We start from the raw sequence: 14,397 nt of genomic DNA on the forward strand, positions 1-14,397 counted from the left end.
GGATATAAAACACCTCAGCAAATGGAGGATGAAGCTATTCGGGTGGCATAAAAAAGTTCAACTTTTTGTGTCCAATGTATTGACATAGGTCCAATGTGAGAATAAGTTGTCACCCATAATCATACAACATCAAAGCGATACATTCATTTTTTACTTGACGATTGTCATTCCGTGGATTATAGTCGAAAGAATAGATTATTTACTGATGAGGAGGACATTTAATGACAGCAGCACTGGAAATAAAAAATTTAAAGAAAACATATGCATCGGGGGTCATAGCACTGCGCGGCATCGATTTGATTGTAGAGGAAGGGGATTTTTATGCACTTCTTGGCCCCAATGGTGCTGGAAAATCGACGACTATAGGGATTGTGACCTCCTTGGTCAACAAAACATCTGGGACAGTGAAGGTATTCGGCTATGATCTTGATTCAAATCTGGTCCAGGCCAAGCAACAGATCGGCTTAGTTCCCCAAGAATTTAATTTTAACCCCTTTGAAACCGTTGAGCAAATCGTCGTTAATCAAGCGGGTTATTATGGTGTTCCCCACAAGGAGGCACTGCGCCGCAGTGAAAAATATTTAAACCAATTAGATTTATGGGAGAAACGTAATGAGCGAGCACGGATGCTTTCAGGTGGGATGAAGCGGCGCTTGATGATTGCCAGAGCCCTCATGCATGAGCCACGCCTACTCATTTTAGACGAACCAACCGCTGGTGTCGATATTGAGCTGAGACGGGAAATGTGGGATTTTTTGAGAGAATTGAATACAGGTGGGACGACGATTATCCTGACCACTCACTACCTGGAAGAAGCGGAAATGCTCTGCCGCAATATTGGTATTATCCAATCCGGAGAATTAATTGAAAACACCAGCATGAAGAATCTTTTATCAAAATTACAATTTGAAACCTTTATCTTTGATTTGGAGCCTTCTCCTTCTGATCAAATTCCCCGGATTACCGGGTACAAAAGCATCCTTAAGGACAATCGAACCCTTGTTGTTGAAGTTCAGCGGGATCAAGGTGTCAATACAATTTTCAATCAACTCACTAAGCAGGGTATCAAAGTGGTCTCGATGCGTAATAAATCCAACCGTTTGGAAGAACTTTTTTTGAAAATTACCGATGGAAAACGTCACTCGGAGGAAGAACATGTTTAATCTTTATTTTACAGCGCTGAAACGCCTGGCCGCTAAAGAAACCCATCGCTATCTGCGGATCTGGATTCAGACCCTGGTACCGCCGGTTATTACCACCTCCCTTTACTTTGTTATTTTTGGCAACCTGATCGGTGGTCGAATTGGAGAAATGGGTGGCTTTTCTTACATGGAGTTTATTGTGCCTGGACTCATTATGATGTCCGTCATCACAAGTTCTTATTCCAATGTCGCCTCATCCTTCTTTTCACAAAAGTTCCAAAAGAACATTGAAGAACTCCTTGTTTCACCGGTTCCAACACAGGTTATTATTCTTGGCTTTGTCATTGGAGGACTGGGGCGAAGCGTCTTGGTTGGTACCCTCGTTACCATCATTTCTTTATTCTTTGTGCCACTCCACGTCTATTCCTGGTTCATTGTTATCGTCACCTTGCTGATGACCGCCATTTTATTCTCATTGGCGGGGTTATTAAATGGTATCTTTGCTAAATCCTTTGACGATGTATCGATTGTGCCGACCTTTGTGTTACAGCCCCTTACCTATCTCGGCGGTGTATTTTACTCCATTGCAATGCTGCCACCAGTCTGGCAGGCTGTTTCCAAAATTAATCCCATCGTCTATATGATTTCGGGCTTCCGATTCGGTTTTCTGGGTGTAACGGATGTCCCGATTCTGTGGTCCCTGGGCATCCTTATTCTTTTTATAACCGTCCTTTATGCCATCTGCTGGTCTTTAATTGAAAAAGGGGTTGGCTTAAGAAGCTAACACCTTTTTAAAGGACAATGCATATAAAACTATAAGATGTTTTACAAATTCCTGTGCTACAATAAAAAAACTAAATAAAGGGATAACACAGGAGGTATGATTTGACTCTGGAAAAAACTGCAAAGCGACAAGGCGTTTGGTACGCCATTTATGAGTGTATCTGGATTTTTGCCCTGGGTGGTTTCTTAGGCGTTATTGTTGAAACATCCTATTGTTTTTTAGTCCAGGGCATTATTGAGAATCGTTCGGGACTCATCTATGGAATGTTTAATCCTGTTTATGGATTTGGTGCGGTCCTGATCACTTTATTCCTAAAACCATTGATGCATAAGAAGTGGGTATGGGTTTTTCTCCTATCCATGGTTATTGGTTCGGCCTTTGAATTTTGTTGTAGCTTTGTCCAACAAGAGCTCACTGGGACTGTTTCCTGGGTGTACACAAATCAGCCTTTCAATATTCTCGGACGGACAAGCCTGGGCTTTGCCATTGCCTGGGGAGCATTGGGCGTATTGTTTATTAAAGAAATCTATCCTTTGCTCCATCGATTTATCTTAATGATTCCCCGCCGACTGGGTGTAGTATTGGCTTGCTTTTTTGTTGTTTTTATTTCTTTGGACATGGCATTATCTGCCGTGGCCGTTCAGTGCTGGAATCAGCGGGAGCGAGGAATCCCAATTACCACCTCCATCCAAATTGAAATGAACAAGCGTTACCCGGATTCCGTTATGAAAGTGGACTATCCTAATATCACCCATATAGATACTGGAAAGGTGTCCTTAACAGATTAGGCCCCATGCTTCATATCTTCAAGTTGCCACGTCATCTTAACAGAACGGGCAACTTTTTAATTTTTTGTTTGCAATCGGGGCTTTAAAGAATCTCCCGTCCCTTCAATCGATATGCCCGAAGTAAAAGACCGACATAGAGAACACCGAAGAGAAGTGCGCTGATTTGAAATGCCAAGCGAATCCCTAAAATGGTTTCCCAGGATATTCCACTTCCGTAGATAAAGGGAAAAGCCACCACGAAGGATATCCCCACAGCACAGAGATAGATGCTGATAAAAATATTGCGATAGCCGACAATCCGGGGATGGGTACAGGTATTTTGAAAGAAATATCCCAGTGCCAGCATCAAAAAAGGAACCATTGGAAAATAATGGTATAAAAACGTATCCCGCGTAATAAATATCCAGGGGATTAACTGGCTGAAATAGGCCGCGGCAATGACGATTCCAGCATCATCCAGCCGACGAATGCCCCGCCATAGGGCGTAGAAAGAACCTACAAGCCCAAAGCCCCACACTATAGGGTTTCCCGTCGCATAAAGGTAGATATTAGCCGGTGCTGGTTCAAAATAATAAAACACGGGTTTTAGTGCAAGGAACCATGTCCACCAATGGGAGGAGTAGGGATGGTTGTAATTTGTCGATGTCCCGGTATGATAGCTTAACATCTGTTTAGCGTGTTCGATGGCGACTGTATAAAAATCGCTGCGTCCAAGGGTCTGGGCATAGGGAATATAGCTCAGGCCATAAACTAAGCATGGAATCATAATAAAGCAAAGGATACACCAGGTACACTCATAGAGTATAGCGCGCCTTTCTATCCCCCAGGCGAATCGAATTCGCTGGAAGAGCCAGAAAAAATAAAGCAGTGCCAAGCCCGCAGCGGCGTACAAGCCGGACCATTTGGTGCCGATGGCACAGCCAGCACAGACCCCTGATAAAAGTAAAAAGAGGTAGCGTCGCCACAAGCACTGGCTATTGTGATAAAAGACCATGAAGGCATACATTCCTAAAATAAAAAGTACCAAAAAGGCATCCAGTGTCCCTATCCGCGTTTGGGTATAGTGCATAAAATCCAGCGCCAGGAGTAAAGTAACCATTCCCGCCCACTTTGGGGATTTTAAAAGGGATCGTCCGAAAAAGTAAAGCAATGGCAGCATCAAAATCCCAGAAAACACCTGCATAAACCGAAAACCGAAGGGATTCCGTCCCCATAAATCCATTCCCAAACCAATGATCAAACGACCCACAGGGGGATGATCCATTTCTGCCACCGATAAGCCATCCTGCATTTCCAGGGCAGAAGAAGGAAAGTAGCTTTCATCAAAATAAGCACTATTCATTCGATTGCTATCCCGGGAGATGGTTTGTGGTTCATCCAAAACCAAGCCTCCATTTGGACTGAGGGCCTTTGTCGGGATTAACTTTCCCTCTTGATTATAAAACCCGATTTCTGCTAAAACAAGCCGATTCGAGGCGGCGTGCTTGTCAACTCGGATGTACCGCGTATCACCACTACAGGATAAGGGATAATCATACCAGATCATGGCTGCCGTATAATCCTTTGAATCATCATCGGTATCAAAAGCTACCGACCAATCCATCTGATTGGAGGAAGCCGAGATGGTGATGTCAATATACTTGGTAGAGCTATTGACCGGACAATACAGAGCCACGGAAGCAGGGGCTTCTGCCACCTCAAAATACAATGGACCGCTTTGATTATCGATAACCGCATAGGTTTCAGGTGCTGTAGGATCCCCCAGATTGTAAAATGCGACGATACCGTATAAGATAATCACAACGGCTAGAAAAAGCCATTCCCTCCAATGCATTTTCCGTGTGTAGTCCCTCATTGTCTCTTCTCCCTTCTGACTTGACGCTCCATGAACATCCCTCCCAGGATTACTGCAGAAGTAATGCTGAGTACCACGGACCAGCGACGAAGGGGTGTCCCAATGAACTGAAGGGTCCCCTTCCCCGTCTCATTGGAATTGATTTCCAGAAACCCCGAGGAATCCTTACGCGTCTCAACTTTACGTCCCTCGATTTGTACCGAATAGCCCGGATAATAAATAATCGGCAGGGACTGCCACCCGGTTTGGGTAATGGTGAATTTTTTGGAATAGGCATCTGTCTCTGTCCCCCATTGATCGGATACCAGATGTTCAAGTAACTCACCATAGACCATTTCCTTTGGCAAATATTCACACCCTGCCGGAAAAGAGGGATAGGGATTATCCGAAGCCGTTCCCCTGACGGAATAAATCGTGGTGGTATTCCAAAAGAACAGGGCAGTGAGGACCGCGAGGCAGAAAATAGTGCAAATCACATTTCTCCCTTTGTGCAAATGATAAAGACACTCCCCTGAAAAAAAGCAAAATATCCCACTAGCCAATCCATAAAAACGCCAGGGAAACTGCAAATTTTGGAAATAGGGTACCAGGATTCCCCAGGGGAATAAGGTGGTCGCCATCCATAAGCTAAAGAAGCCACAAAAGAGGACCTGGGTTTCGAAGCACCAGCGACGCCTCTGAGTGAATCCCAGAATTCCCATGATCACCAGGATGACCCCAACTCCAGATGGCGGGACATTTTCTCTACCAAAATGCTCCACGGGCAGAGAAAGAATGGCGTCTACAGGTGATGCCGCCCAGTTTGCCACTGAGCCCAAAAGCCCGGTATCTCCCCAAATCGGATTAAGCCAAAGTTGTTCTAGCATCGGAAGGGTGAAAAAAGCAGTGATTAAGAAAGTGACTCCTGCTGCTTTAAGAAGCGCCAGAAATCGGGAGGGTTCTTCTATAAATCGACGGATCCTTAACAAAAAGATGGCCAGGCAGAATATAGCCATAATAAGGGCTGAAAGCACATGGCTTAAAATGACCCCTGAAAATCCCAGGGTCAGCATTCCCCAATGCCTATTTTTCTCGCAAATCTCCCAAAGCCCAGCAATAATCAAAGGGATGAAGGCCATCGCCGTCAATTCACCAACGGCACAGCGATAGTATAGATTTGTCGTATGGTAGGAGCAAAGTAAATAAAAGCATGCTGAAATTAGCGGAATCCACGGTTGGTTGGGGTAAACACGCCCAACACTATAAAACATAATGATCCCAGTGGCAATATTGACCATGACAAAATACAATTTAAGGGCGGTTGCCCCAGAGCACCCCCAAAGGGTAAAAGCCGCTGGAATGGATAAAAAGAAATCCGGATAGAATAACCCGGCGCCGTAGCCATATTCCTTAAAATATTCCGCATAAACCCCTGGATAAAAGACACCCTGGGAAAAAGCATTAGAGAGTGCCTGAATTCGGCTCAAATGGAAACTTGCATCGTGCCCAAAGGGAATCCCCGAATGGAAGATCAATGGAAAAAGGCTGATAAGAACCCCTAAACCTAAAAGGGTTCCGATCAGCCATGGAGGTGGTTCCTTCACCTGCTTTATGAACCAAGGCATGCCTACACCAGGTGCAATGCCTGCATCATGGCCGGCAGAGCCCCTTCAAAGTCTACTCCTTCTCTGGGATTTGTTCCCCGGGCCACGGTACGACAAATACAATTCTGGGTTAATCTCACGGCTAAATCAACGGAATCCTCCAATGAAAAACCCTTGATCAATCCTGACACTAAAAAGCTGGCAAAGACATCACCAGTCCCGTGGAACTGACCTGGTATTCTTTCCTCCAGGGCATAATGAATACACCCTGATGCGGCATCATAGCTGGCGGCTCCCAGATGGGCCTCCTCAAAGAAAACACCGGTTAAAACCACCTTCTTCGGTCCCATCTCAGATAATCTTTTTAAATAGCTCTCAATCATCTCTTTGGTATAGGGCCCCTCTGTGTATTCCTCGCCAAGGAGGAGGGTCGCTTCGGTCATATTTGGGATGAGGACATCCGCCCTTCGACAAAGGGATGCCATGGCATCGACCATGGAGTCGTCAAAAACAGAATATAATACCCCATTATCAGCCATCGCCGGATCGACACAAACCAAAGTCTCCGTATCGGCTAATTTCTCGATAAAACGGATAATTAAATCGGTCTGTCGTGGCGAACCTAGAAAGCCGGTGTAAATCGCCTTAAAATGAAGACCAAGGGTTGCCCAATGGTCCGTAAATGCCACAAGATCATCGGTTAAATCGCGATAAGTAAAGCCAGAAAACCCGCCGGTGTGGGTCGAAAGAACCGCCGTGGGCACACAGCTGCCTTCAATACCAGCCGCGGAAAGAATGGGCAGCGCAACTGTTGTCGAGCATTTCCCAAACCCTGAAATATCGTGAACAATGGCCACCCGGTCCAAAGGCCCGGATAGCTTTGTAAGATCAGAATTCATTTTTAAATCCATACGCACTCCTTCTTAACTCTCTACCATTCAATATCATCCACAGGGGTGGGTGTTGGATTCAGATACATATCCTGAACCTTACCATTCTTCATGGTAATCACCCGATCAGCCATGGGTGTAATAGCCTGATTGTGAGTAATGAGGGCAACCGTCATTTTTTCTCTGCGGCAGGTATCCTGGAGCAGCTTTAAAATGGTTTTTCCGGTATTGTAGTCCAGTGCCCCCGTTGGCTCATCACAGAGGAGGAGCTTCGGCCGTTTGGCTAAGGCCCGGGCAATGGCTACCCGCTGCTGTTCCCCACCGGAAAGCTGAGAGGGAAAATTATCCAAGCGATCCGCCAGCCCCACCTTTGCCAATGTTTCAGCAGGGTCCATGGGATTCTGACAGATCTGGGTGGCCAATTCGACATTTTCAATGGTTGTCAGATTTTGAACCAAATTATAAAATTGGAAAACAAACCCTGTATCGTACCGTCTATAGGTGGCTAGCTCCCTGTCCGTCAGACAGGCCAGTTCCTTGCCCCCAACATAAATCTCACCCTCATCACAGCGGTCCATCCCCCCCAGGATGTTCAGCACCGTTGTCTTCCCTGCCCCGCTGGGCCCAACGACAATGGCGAATTCTCCCGCATCAATTCCAAAGGTGATCCCATTGGCCGCATTGATGGTCACTTCTCCCATTTTATAACGTTTATAAACATTCTTAAACTCGACAAAGTGTGCCATGTGGGACCACTCCTTTCCGATCACAATGCTTCGATCACATCAGCAGCCTGATCAAACCAAGTGCCGTCGTAGTCTTCGATGTTTCCGGCATCGACCTTTTTGGCAATTTCCGGATCGATGGGAACCTTTGCTAAAACTGGGATATGGTTTGCTGCGGCAATTTCATCAATTTTGCTATCCCCAAAGATATGATAAATGTCATCACAATTGGGACATTTAAAATAGCTCATATTTTCGACGATTCCTAAAACCGGAACATTCATCATCTGAGCCATGACCAGCGCTTTCTCAACAATCATGGAAACCAATTCCTGGGGAGAAGTTACGATAATGATTCCATCGATAGGAAGGGACTGAAATACCGTCAGGGGGACATCTCCCGTTCCCGGAGGCATATCTACAAATAAATACTCCTTATGGTCCCAGATCACATCGCTCCAAAACTGTTTGACTGCCCCAGCAATGACGGGGCCCCGCCACACCACAGGGTCTGTTTCATTTTCTAGGAGGAGATTCATCGACATGACATCAATTCCTGTTTTCGTCCGGACAGGATAAATCCCATTTTCTGAACCAATGGCTTTTTCGGTGAGCCCAAAGGCTTTTGGAATAGAAGGACCTGTAATATCAGCATCTAGGATTCCAACCTCCGCCCCGCGACGACGCATGGTGACCGCCATCTCAGAAGTAACAAGGGACTTCCCAACTCCCCCTTTACCACTGACAACACCGATGACCCTTTTGACCTGACTCATGGGGTGGGGTGCCACCGAAAAATCTGTTTCCTGACGGTCCCCACAATCCGACCCACAGGTATTGCAATCATGTGTACATTGTTCTTCGCTCATTTCAACCTCGTTTTCTTAAAATTCGATATTATGATTTATTTGGTAATCTCAACCCATCCCACTGCCCCGGAGCATTCCCAAAGTTCATCCAGGGTCATGGGTACCATGCTGTTGGCATCGCCAGCTGCCGGATAAACCAGTCCATAGCGTTTCAGACTATTGTCTAAGTACACTGCAGTGTGCTCCTTGGAAACGGCAAAGGGGCAAACTCCGCCAACCTCATGGCCCGTGTATGCTTCGACCTCGTCGGGCTTACACATCTTTGCCCGTAGACTAAAGGCCTCCTTGAATTTTTGGTTATCCACCCGGGCATCACCAGACATCACAACAAGGATACAGCCCTCGCCATTTCTAAAGGTCAGGGATTTTGCAATTTGATCAGGCGCCACATGGATGGCCTCTGCCGCCAGCTGAACGGTTGCCGTGGATTCCGTTAAGATCAGGACGTCTCCATCCTTTCCAAAACGGCTTAAGTATTGTTTTACTTTCTCGACTGACATGTCTCCTCCTTAATTTCTGTATTGGCTTCATTCTCTTCCAGGGAATCCTCCGCTTCTTCTGCTTCCTGAACCGAGACATCATCCATATCATCAGCCGCGCTATTGGAAGCACCAGCAACCACAGAACCCACAAAACAAGCCGTGGTGAAGATACTGGCAATGGCAATCGTAATGGCCACTAAGCGGCTATAAAACAGGCCATCAGCCCGCACAGGCACAATATCACCGAATCCAATGGTCGAAAACGCAACAAAAAGATAATAGATCAAGTCCAAAGCATCGATAGGCTGCCCTGAGGTACTGATGTAATACCCTGGGTTATTGGACCAGCAACTAAATACCATCAAGTACAAAATCGTCAGTACGCAAACCATTAACACACCCATTCCCTTGAGAATTCCAAGGGCGTCTTTTTTCTTCTTTTTGAAGCGACTGGGCCGTACCAGGACCATGGGGTTAATAATGGCACGAACCATGACTAGAAAGCATAGGGCAAGTGCCGCCAATAAACCGCCAAGGGTCAAGGGAAGGCTTGGATGTTCAATAAAGGATGAGAAGGAAACAAAGCAATGGCCTAATATTAAATAAAAGACCACATCCACACAACGGCCCACCAGGCCATCTTTAAAATGATCCAGACCCACGAATAAACGTTTGGTAAAGTACATAATCCCCATAAAGCTAACGGTAAAACAGGCTAAAGCTAACAGCTCACCACTTCCAACCGCTCCGGAGGATAAACTCGTCCCCAACAGAATAATAAGCAGAATTGTATTTACCGTTAAAACCCCATGGCGATCGTAATAAATAACCAATTTCCACAAGACTCTTTTAAAACGGGGAATGGGTTTGCCTGTTTTTCGATTCTCTTTAAACTCCAGAAGGAGCTTTTTTCGATTAACATACAAAAAAAGTTCAAATAAAAAAAGGCATAGTACAAATAAGTCATAAAAAAAGATGATCGTATCACCACTCATTAAGGCTAGTGCTTCTTTTTCCATTAGTCTGACTCTCCTTGTTGCTGGGCAATTAATTCGAGCTTTTTAAAACGGGACAGTTTTTTAATCGCCGCTTCACGGCTAAGGGCATCCCCTTTTTCATTAAAAACTTCATAGTACTCCAGGATAACAGGCAAACGATTTTTAGTATATTTTGCGCCATTGCCCTGATTATGAGTCCTTATCCGGCGATGAAGATCGGTGGTCCACCCCGTATACAGGGTATCATCGGCACAACGAAGGATATAGACGAAATGTTTTCCCATTGACACCCCCAATTTCCAGTTTATTTCATTATACACAATGGAGCTTTCTCTGTCCAATAATTGTCACTTTTTCCGGAACTTTGCTCAGAATGATCACAAGAAGAAATCAATAAAAGCAACTGAATCATCTCTATAAAAAATGATCAGTTGCTCTTCTTGTGATGATTTTGTCGATTATTGGTCCTGCTTTAGCATCATTTCCTTAACCTTCATCAAGCGGGTGATGTTGCCCTGCTCATTTTCCGCAAGCTTCATCGTAATGTATTTGATGGTGGTCTGCATTTCCGGGATCATGACATGCTCAAGGGCATTCACACGGCGCCGGGTTTTTTCAATTTCATCAGCCAAAAGATTACAGGTTTTTTCTACCTCGGCCAATTCAATCAATAAAGGTAGCAGCTCTGCAACATCAAGTACAGATTGATCCAGCTCTCCTGAAGAGAAGGCAAACCCATAGGGTAAATCTGCTGTTTCATGGTAAGAGCTGTAGCGGATTGTCGGAACATCACAATTCATGATATTTTGGGTTCCAACCTGGATTTCAGCCTGTCTGGCGGGGCACAAAAGTGCTTCTGCTACAGCATCCGAGCCCATCCGCGCACTGGCTACGGAAAATTGAGCCATTGCCGCTGCAAGCTTTTCATCAATCTCTTCCCTCAACGCCTTGTTCCGTCGGATATATCCCATGAACTGACGGACCATTTCGTCCCGTTTATCCTTAAGGAGCTTGTGACCGCGTACTGCAGTCTTCAAACGCTTTTTCAGGCGTGTGAGCTCCATTCTTGTCGGATTCACACGAATAGCCATGGCCTATTCCTCCTCTTCTACAAGGGTTGGACAATAAGCATCGATATACTCGTCTTTAATACGTTTCAGCTCGGTTCGGGGCAGAATGGATAACAATTCCCAACCGATGGCCAGTGTTTCTTCAATGCTACGATTCGTTTCAAAACCCTGGGAAATATAGACTTCTTCGAACTCTGTAGCGAAACGCGCATAGACCTTATCCACATCAGATAACGCCGCATCCCCAAGGATAACAGCCAACTCCTTGGCATCCTTTCCACGGGCATAGGCCGAGAACAATTGGTTCATCGTATCTGCATGGTCCCGACGGGTCTTCCCGTCCCCGATTCCCTTATCCTTCAAACGGCTTAGGGAGGGCAGCACATCGATGGGCGGTGTAATGCCCCGGCGATATAAATCCCGGGACAAAATAATCTGCCCTTCTGTGATATAGCCCGTAAGGTCTGGGATTGGATGGGTTTTATCATCCTCGGGCATGGTCAAAATCGGAATCTGGGTGATGGAGCCCTTCTTCCCACGGATACGGCCTGCCCGTTCGTAAAGGGTAGCCAGGTCCGTATACAGGTACCCTGGATAACCACGGCGGCCAGGAACTTCTTTCCGGGCTGCGGACACCTCACGGAGGGCTTCCGCATAATTGGTGATATCGGTCATAATAACCAGAACCTGCATATCTAATTCATAGGCCAAATACTCCGCACAGGTAATGGCCATACGGGGTGTCGAAATACGTTCTACCGCCGGGTCATTGGCGTAGTTCATAAAGAGGACAGCCCGTTCGATGGCTCCGGTACGGCGGAAATCTTTCACAAAATAATCGGCTTCTTCAAAGGTAATCCCAATGGCGGCGAAGACGACAGCAAAGCCTTCATCATTGTCTAAAACCTTTGCCTGCCGCGCAATTTGAGCCGCCAGCTGGGCATGGGGCAGACCAGAGCCGGAGAAAACCGGTAACTTTTGCCCACGTACCAGGGTGTTCAAACCGTCAATAGCGGAAACCCCTGTTTGGATAAATTCTGCCGGGTAGTCCCTGGCCACAGGATTCATGGGCGAGCCATTGATATCCATTCGCTTTTCAGGGATGATGGCGGGACCACCGTCCTTAGGACGGCCCATGCCATCGAAAACGCGGCCAAGCATATCCTTACTGACGCCCAACTCCATGCCATGGCCTTCAAAACGAACCTTTGAGTCGGAAATCCGAAGTCCCTGGGAGCTTTCAAAAAGCTGAACCATGGCCTTATCGCCATCGACCTCCAGAACCTTACCGATGCGCTTTTCACCATCAGCCTGTTGGATTTCGACGAGCTCATCGTATTTAATCCCTTCGACCTCATCCACCAGCATCAGAGGGCCGACGACTTCTTGTATGGTTTTATATTCTTTATTCAGCGTCATCGTAGTCCTCCATCAGCACATTAAATTCATTGGCCAACTCTTGTTCAATTTCTACAAAGCGGGTTTCCTTTTGATCCTCTGGAACGTATTTCATTCTAGCAATGGCTTCTCTCACCGACATAGAAATAATCTTATCAAAGGGCACATCCATTTCCAAAGCCTGCTGCCCCTTTTGGTACCAGGTCAAAATCATTCTCAGCATATCGTACTGCTTTGCCAGTGAGGAATAGGTGTCGATATCATCAAAGGCCGATTGATGCAGATAATCTTCCCGAATGGACTGGGTACACTCCAAGGTTAAACGGTCTTTAAAGCTCAGGGCATCCACCCCGACCAAACGGACGATTTCTTCTAATTCGGATTCCTCCTGAAGCAGCTTCATGGTCAACTGCACCTGGGCAGACCAATCTGTGGCCACTACATCATCGAAGAATGTGTTTAAGCGATCACTGTACAAGCTATAGCTCTGCAGCCAGTCGATGGCCGGGAAATGACGCTTGTACGCCAGACTGGCCGATAAGCTCCAAAACACCTTTACGATTCGAAGGGTCGCTTGGGAAACCGGCTCTGAAATATCCCCACCTGGCGGTGAAACCGCCCCAATAGCGGTGATGGCACCATAGCGTTCATCACTACCCAGGCAGCGGACAAAACCAGCCCGTTCGTAAAACTCTGCCAAACGTGAGCTAAGATACGCAGGATACCCTTCTTCTCCAGGCATTTCTTCCAGCCGCCCGGACATTTCGCGTAAGGCTTCAGCCCAACGGGAGGTGGAATCCGCCATAATAGCAACCTTATAGCCCATATCTCTAAAATACTCGGCAATGGTAATCCCAGTATAAATCGACGCTTCACGGGCTGCCACCGGCATATCCGAGGTATTAGCAATGAGGACGGTCCGCTTCATTAGAGACATCCCCGTCCGTGGATCGTGGAGTTCCGGGAACTCCATAAGCACGTCGGTCATTTCATTGCCACGCTCGCCACATCCGATATAAACGATGATATCCGCATCGGCCCACTTAGCCAGCTGATGCTGGACAACGGTTTTCCCGGAGCCAAAAGGTCCTGGAATGGCGGCAATTCCCCCCTTAGCGATGGGGAATAGCGTATCGATGACACGTTGACCCGTAACCATCGGTTCATCGGGAGCCAGCTTTTCCTGATAAGGGCGTCCACGACGGACTGGCCAACTTCGAAGCATCTGAATGATATGCTCCTTCCCATCCACCGTTTCAATTTTAGCAATGGGTTCTACAATGGTCGCTTCTCCATCAAAAATCCAGGTGATTTTACCCTCGATTTTTGCAGGCACCATGATTTTCTGGAGAACAGCAGGTGTTTCCTGTACGGTTCCCAGGACATCTCCGGGTAAAACCATATCCCCTTCCTTAACCGATGGGACAAATGGCCATTTCTTTTCCCGGTTTAGCTTGGGAACATCGACCCCTCTGGCAATCCGGTCTCCAGCGGCTTCATAAATGGCCGTTAATGGACGCTGGATCCCATCGAAGATTCCTTCGATGATACCCGGTGCCAACTCAACAGAAAGCGCTTCACCCGTCTGATAAACGGGCTCTCCTGGTCCAAGGCCTGCCGTTTCTTCATAGACCTGTATTGAGGCACGGTCGCCCCTCAGTTCAATGACCTCACCAATCAAGCGTTTCTCACTAACCCGAACCACATCGTACATCTGGACATCAGACATGCCCTTTGCGACGATGAGGGGGCCAGCAACCTTGACGATGGTGCCAACACTTTTTTCCAATGGTTTTTCACTGGGCGAAATCAT

Annotated in this window: 14 protein-coding genes; 3 read left to right on the top strand and 11 right to left on the bottom strand. The window is 46.7% G+C overall.

The features are described 5' to 3' along the window. The first annotated feature begins 221 nt into the window (after positions 1-221). The 3 genes from BLW33_RS04555 to BLW33_RS04565 all read left to right on the top strand — a co-directional run bounded on the left by BLW33_RS04555 (position 222) and on the right by BLW33_RS04565 (position 2,714). A complete protein-coding gene (locus tag BLW33_RS04555) occupies positions 222-1,163 on the top strand; it encodes an ABC transporter ATP-binding protein (RefSeq protein ID WP_090305741.1) in 942 nt (313 codons plus the stop codon). After that, the gene (locus tag BLW33_RS04560; RefSeq protein WP_090305744.1) at positions 1,156-1,926 is read left to right on the top strand and encodes an ABC transporter permease; all 771 of its coding nucleotides are present in this window, start codon (positions 1,156-1,158) and stop codon (positions 1,924-1,926) included. The genes BLW33_RS04555 and BLW33_RS04560 overlap by 8 nt, the downstream gene beginning before the upstream one ends. 101 nt (positions 1,927-2,027) lie before the next feature. Then, positions 2,028-2,714: a putative ABC transporter permease gene (locus BLW33_RS04565; RefSeq protein WP_090305748.1), complete on the top strand. Its 687-nt coding sequence runs from the start codon at positions 2,028-2,030 to the stop codon at positions 2,712-2,714. 82 nt (positions 2,715-2,796) lie between these two features. On the opposite strand, the gene BLW33_RS04570 is transcribed toward BLW33_RS04565, so the two are convergent. From BLW33_RS04570 to BLW33_RS04620, 11 genes are all read right to left on the bottom strand, one after another. Next, on the bottom strand, positions 2,797-4,569 hold the full coding sequence (locus BLW33_RS04570) for a phospholipid carrier-dependent glycosyltransferase (protein ID WP_090305751.1): 1,773 nt from the start codon (positions 4,567-4,569) through the stop codon (positions 2,797-2,799). Further along, positions 4,566-6,173 carry a 6-pyruvoyl-tetrahydropterin synthase-related protein gene (locus BLW33_RS04575; protein ID WP_090305754.1) on the bottom strand — a complete coding sequence of 536 codons (1,608 nt, stop codon included), beginning with the start codon at positions 6,171-6,173 and terminating at the stop codon, positions 4,566-4,568. Before BLW33_RS04575 ends, BLW33_RS04570 begins: the two co-directional genes overlap by 4 nt. Positions 6,174-6,175: 2 nt before the next feature. Next, positions 6,176-7,051 (bottom strand): pyridoxamine kinase, encoded by an 876-nt coding sequence (locus BLW33_RS04580; RefSeq protein WP_090306015.1) that lies wholly within the window; start codon positions 7,049-7,051, stop codon positions 6,176-6,178. 32 nt (positions 7,052-7,083) lie between these two features. After that, on the bottom strand, positions 7,084-7,788 hold the full coding sequence (locus tag BLW33_RS04585; RefSeq protein ID WP_090243124.1) for an ABC transporter ATP-binding protein: 705 nt from the start codon (positions 7,786-7,788) through the stop codon (positions 7,084-7,086). Between the two features lie 20 nt (positions 7,789-7,808). Beyond that, entirely contained in the window at positions 7,809-8,636 is an 828-nt protein-coding gene (locus tag BLW33_RS04590; RefSeq protein WP_090305757.1) for an Mrp/NBP35 family ATP-binding protein, read from the bottom strand. A gap of 35 nt (positions 8,637-8,671) precedes the next feature. Further along, the gene (locus tag BLW33_RS04595) at positions 8,672-9,136 is read right to left on the bottom strand and encodes a YbaK/EbsC family protein (RefSeq protein ID WP_090305760.1); all 465 of its coding nucleotides are present in this window, start codon (positions 9,134-9,136) and stop codon (positions 8,672-8,674) included. Next, entirely contained in the window at positions 9,118-10,137 is a 1,020-nt protein-coding gene (locus BLW33_RS04600) for a potassium channel family protein (RefSeq protein ID WP_090305763.1), read from the bottom strand. The genes BLW33_RS04595 and BLW33_RS04600 overlap by 19 nt, the downstream gene beginning before the upstream one ends. Then, entirely contained in the window at positions 10,137-10,400 is a 264-nt protein-coding gene (locus tag BLW33_RS04605; protein ID WP_090305766.1) for a GIY-YIG nuclease family protein, read from the bottom strand. Before BLW33_RS04605 ends, BLW33_RS04600 begins: the two co-directional genes overlap by 1 nt. A 174-nt stretch (positions 10,401-10,574) precedes the next feature. After that, positions 10,575-11,207, bottom strand: a complete 633-nt coding sequence (locus BLW33_RS04610) for a V-type ATP synthase subunit D (protein ID WP_090243134.1) — start codon at positions 11,205-11,207, stop codon at positions 10,575-10,577. 3 nt (positions 11,208-11,210) lie between these two features. Next, positions 11,211-12,599 (bottom strand): V-type ATP synthase subunit B, encoded by a 1,389-nt coding sequence (locus BLW33_RS04615; protein ID WP_090306017.1) that lies wholly within the window; start codon positions 12,597-12,599, stop codon positions 11,211-11,213. Beyond that, positions 12,592-14,397 (bottom strand): V-type ATP synthase subunit A, encoded by a 1,806-nt coding sequence (locus tag BLW33_RS04620; protein ID WP_090305768.1) that lies wholly within the window; start codon positions 14,395-14,397, stop codon positions 12,592-12,594. Before BLW33_RS04620 ends, BLW33_RS04615 begins: the two co-directional genes overlap by 8 nt.

Origin of the sequence: Eubacterium aggregans (assembly GCF_900107815.1) — a bacterium.
In the GTDB taxonomy this organism is placed as follows: Bacteria; Bacillota; Clostridia; order Eubacteriales; family Eubacteriaceae; genus Eubacterium_O; species Eubacterium_O aggregans.

Excerpts from the sequence above, each read along its gene's own strand:
- BLW33_RS04570 (WP_090305751.1), bottom strand. The coding sequence starts at position 4,569 with ATGAGGGACTACACACGGAAAATGCATTGGAGGGAATGGCTTTTTCTA.
- BLW33_RS04555 (WP_090305741.1), top strand. The coding sequence starts at position 222 with ATGACAGCAGCACTGGAAATAAAAAATTTAAAGAAAACATATGCATCG.
- BLW33_RS04585 (WP_090243124.1), bottom strand. The coding sequence starts at position 7,788 with ATGGCACACTTTGTCGAGTTTAAGAATGTTTATAAACGTTATAAAATG.
- BLW33_RS04590 (WP_090305757.1), bottom strand. The coding sequence starts at position 8,636 with ATGAGCGAAGAACAATGTACACATGATTGCAATACCTGTGGGTCGGAT.
- BLW33_RS04620 (WP_090305768.1), bottom strand. The coding sequence starts at position 14,397 with ATGATTTCGCCCAGTGAAAAACCATTGGAAAAAAGTGTTGGCACCATC.
- BLW33_RS04605 (WP_090305766.1), bottom strand. The coding sequence starts at position 10,400 with ATGGGAAAACATTTCGTCTATATCCTTCGTTGTGCCGATGATACCCTG.
- BLW33_RS04560 (WP_090305744.1), top strand. The coding sequence starts at position 1,156 with ATGTTTAATCTTTATTTTACAGCGCTGAAACGCCTGGCCGCTAAAGAA.
- BLW33_RS04600 (WP_090305763.1), bottom strand. The coding sequence starts at position 10,137 with ATGGAAAAAGAAGCACTAGCCTTAATGAGTGGTGATACGATCATCTTT.
- BLW33_RS04595 (WP_090305760.1), bottom strand. The coding sequence starts at position 9,136 with ATGTCAGTCGAGAAAGTAAAACAATACTTAAGCCGTTTTGGAAAGGAT.
- BLW33_RS04580 (WP_090306015.1), bottom strand. The coding sequence starts at position 7,051 with ATGAATTCTGATCTTACAAAGCTATCCGGGCCTTTGGACCGGGTGGCC.
- BLW33_RS04575 (WP_090305754.1), bottom strand. The coding sequence starts at position 6,173 with ATGCCTTGGTTCATAAAGCAGGTGAAGGAACCACCTCCATGGCTGATC.
- BLW33_RS04610 (WP_090243134.1), bottom strand. The coding sequence starts at position 11,207 with ATGGCTATTCGTGTGAATCCGACAAGAATGGAGCTCACACGCCTGAAA.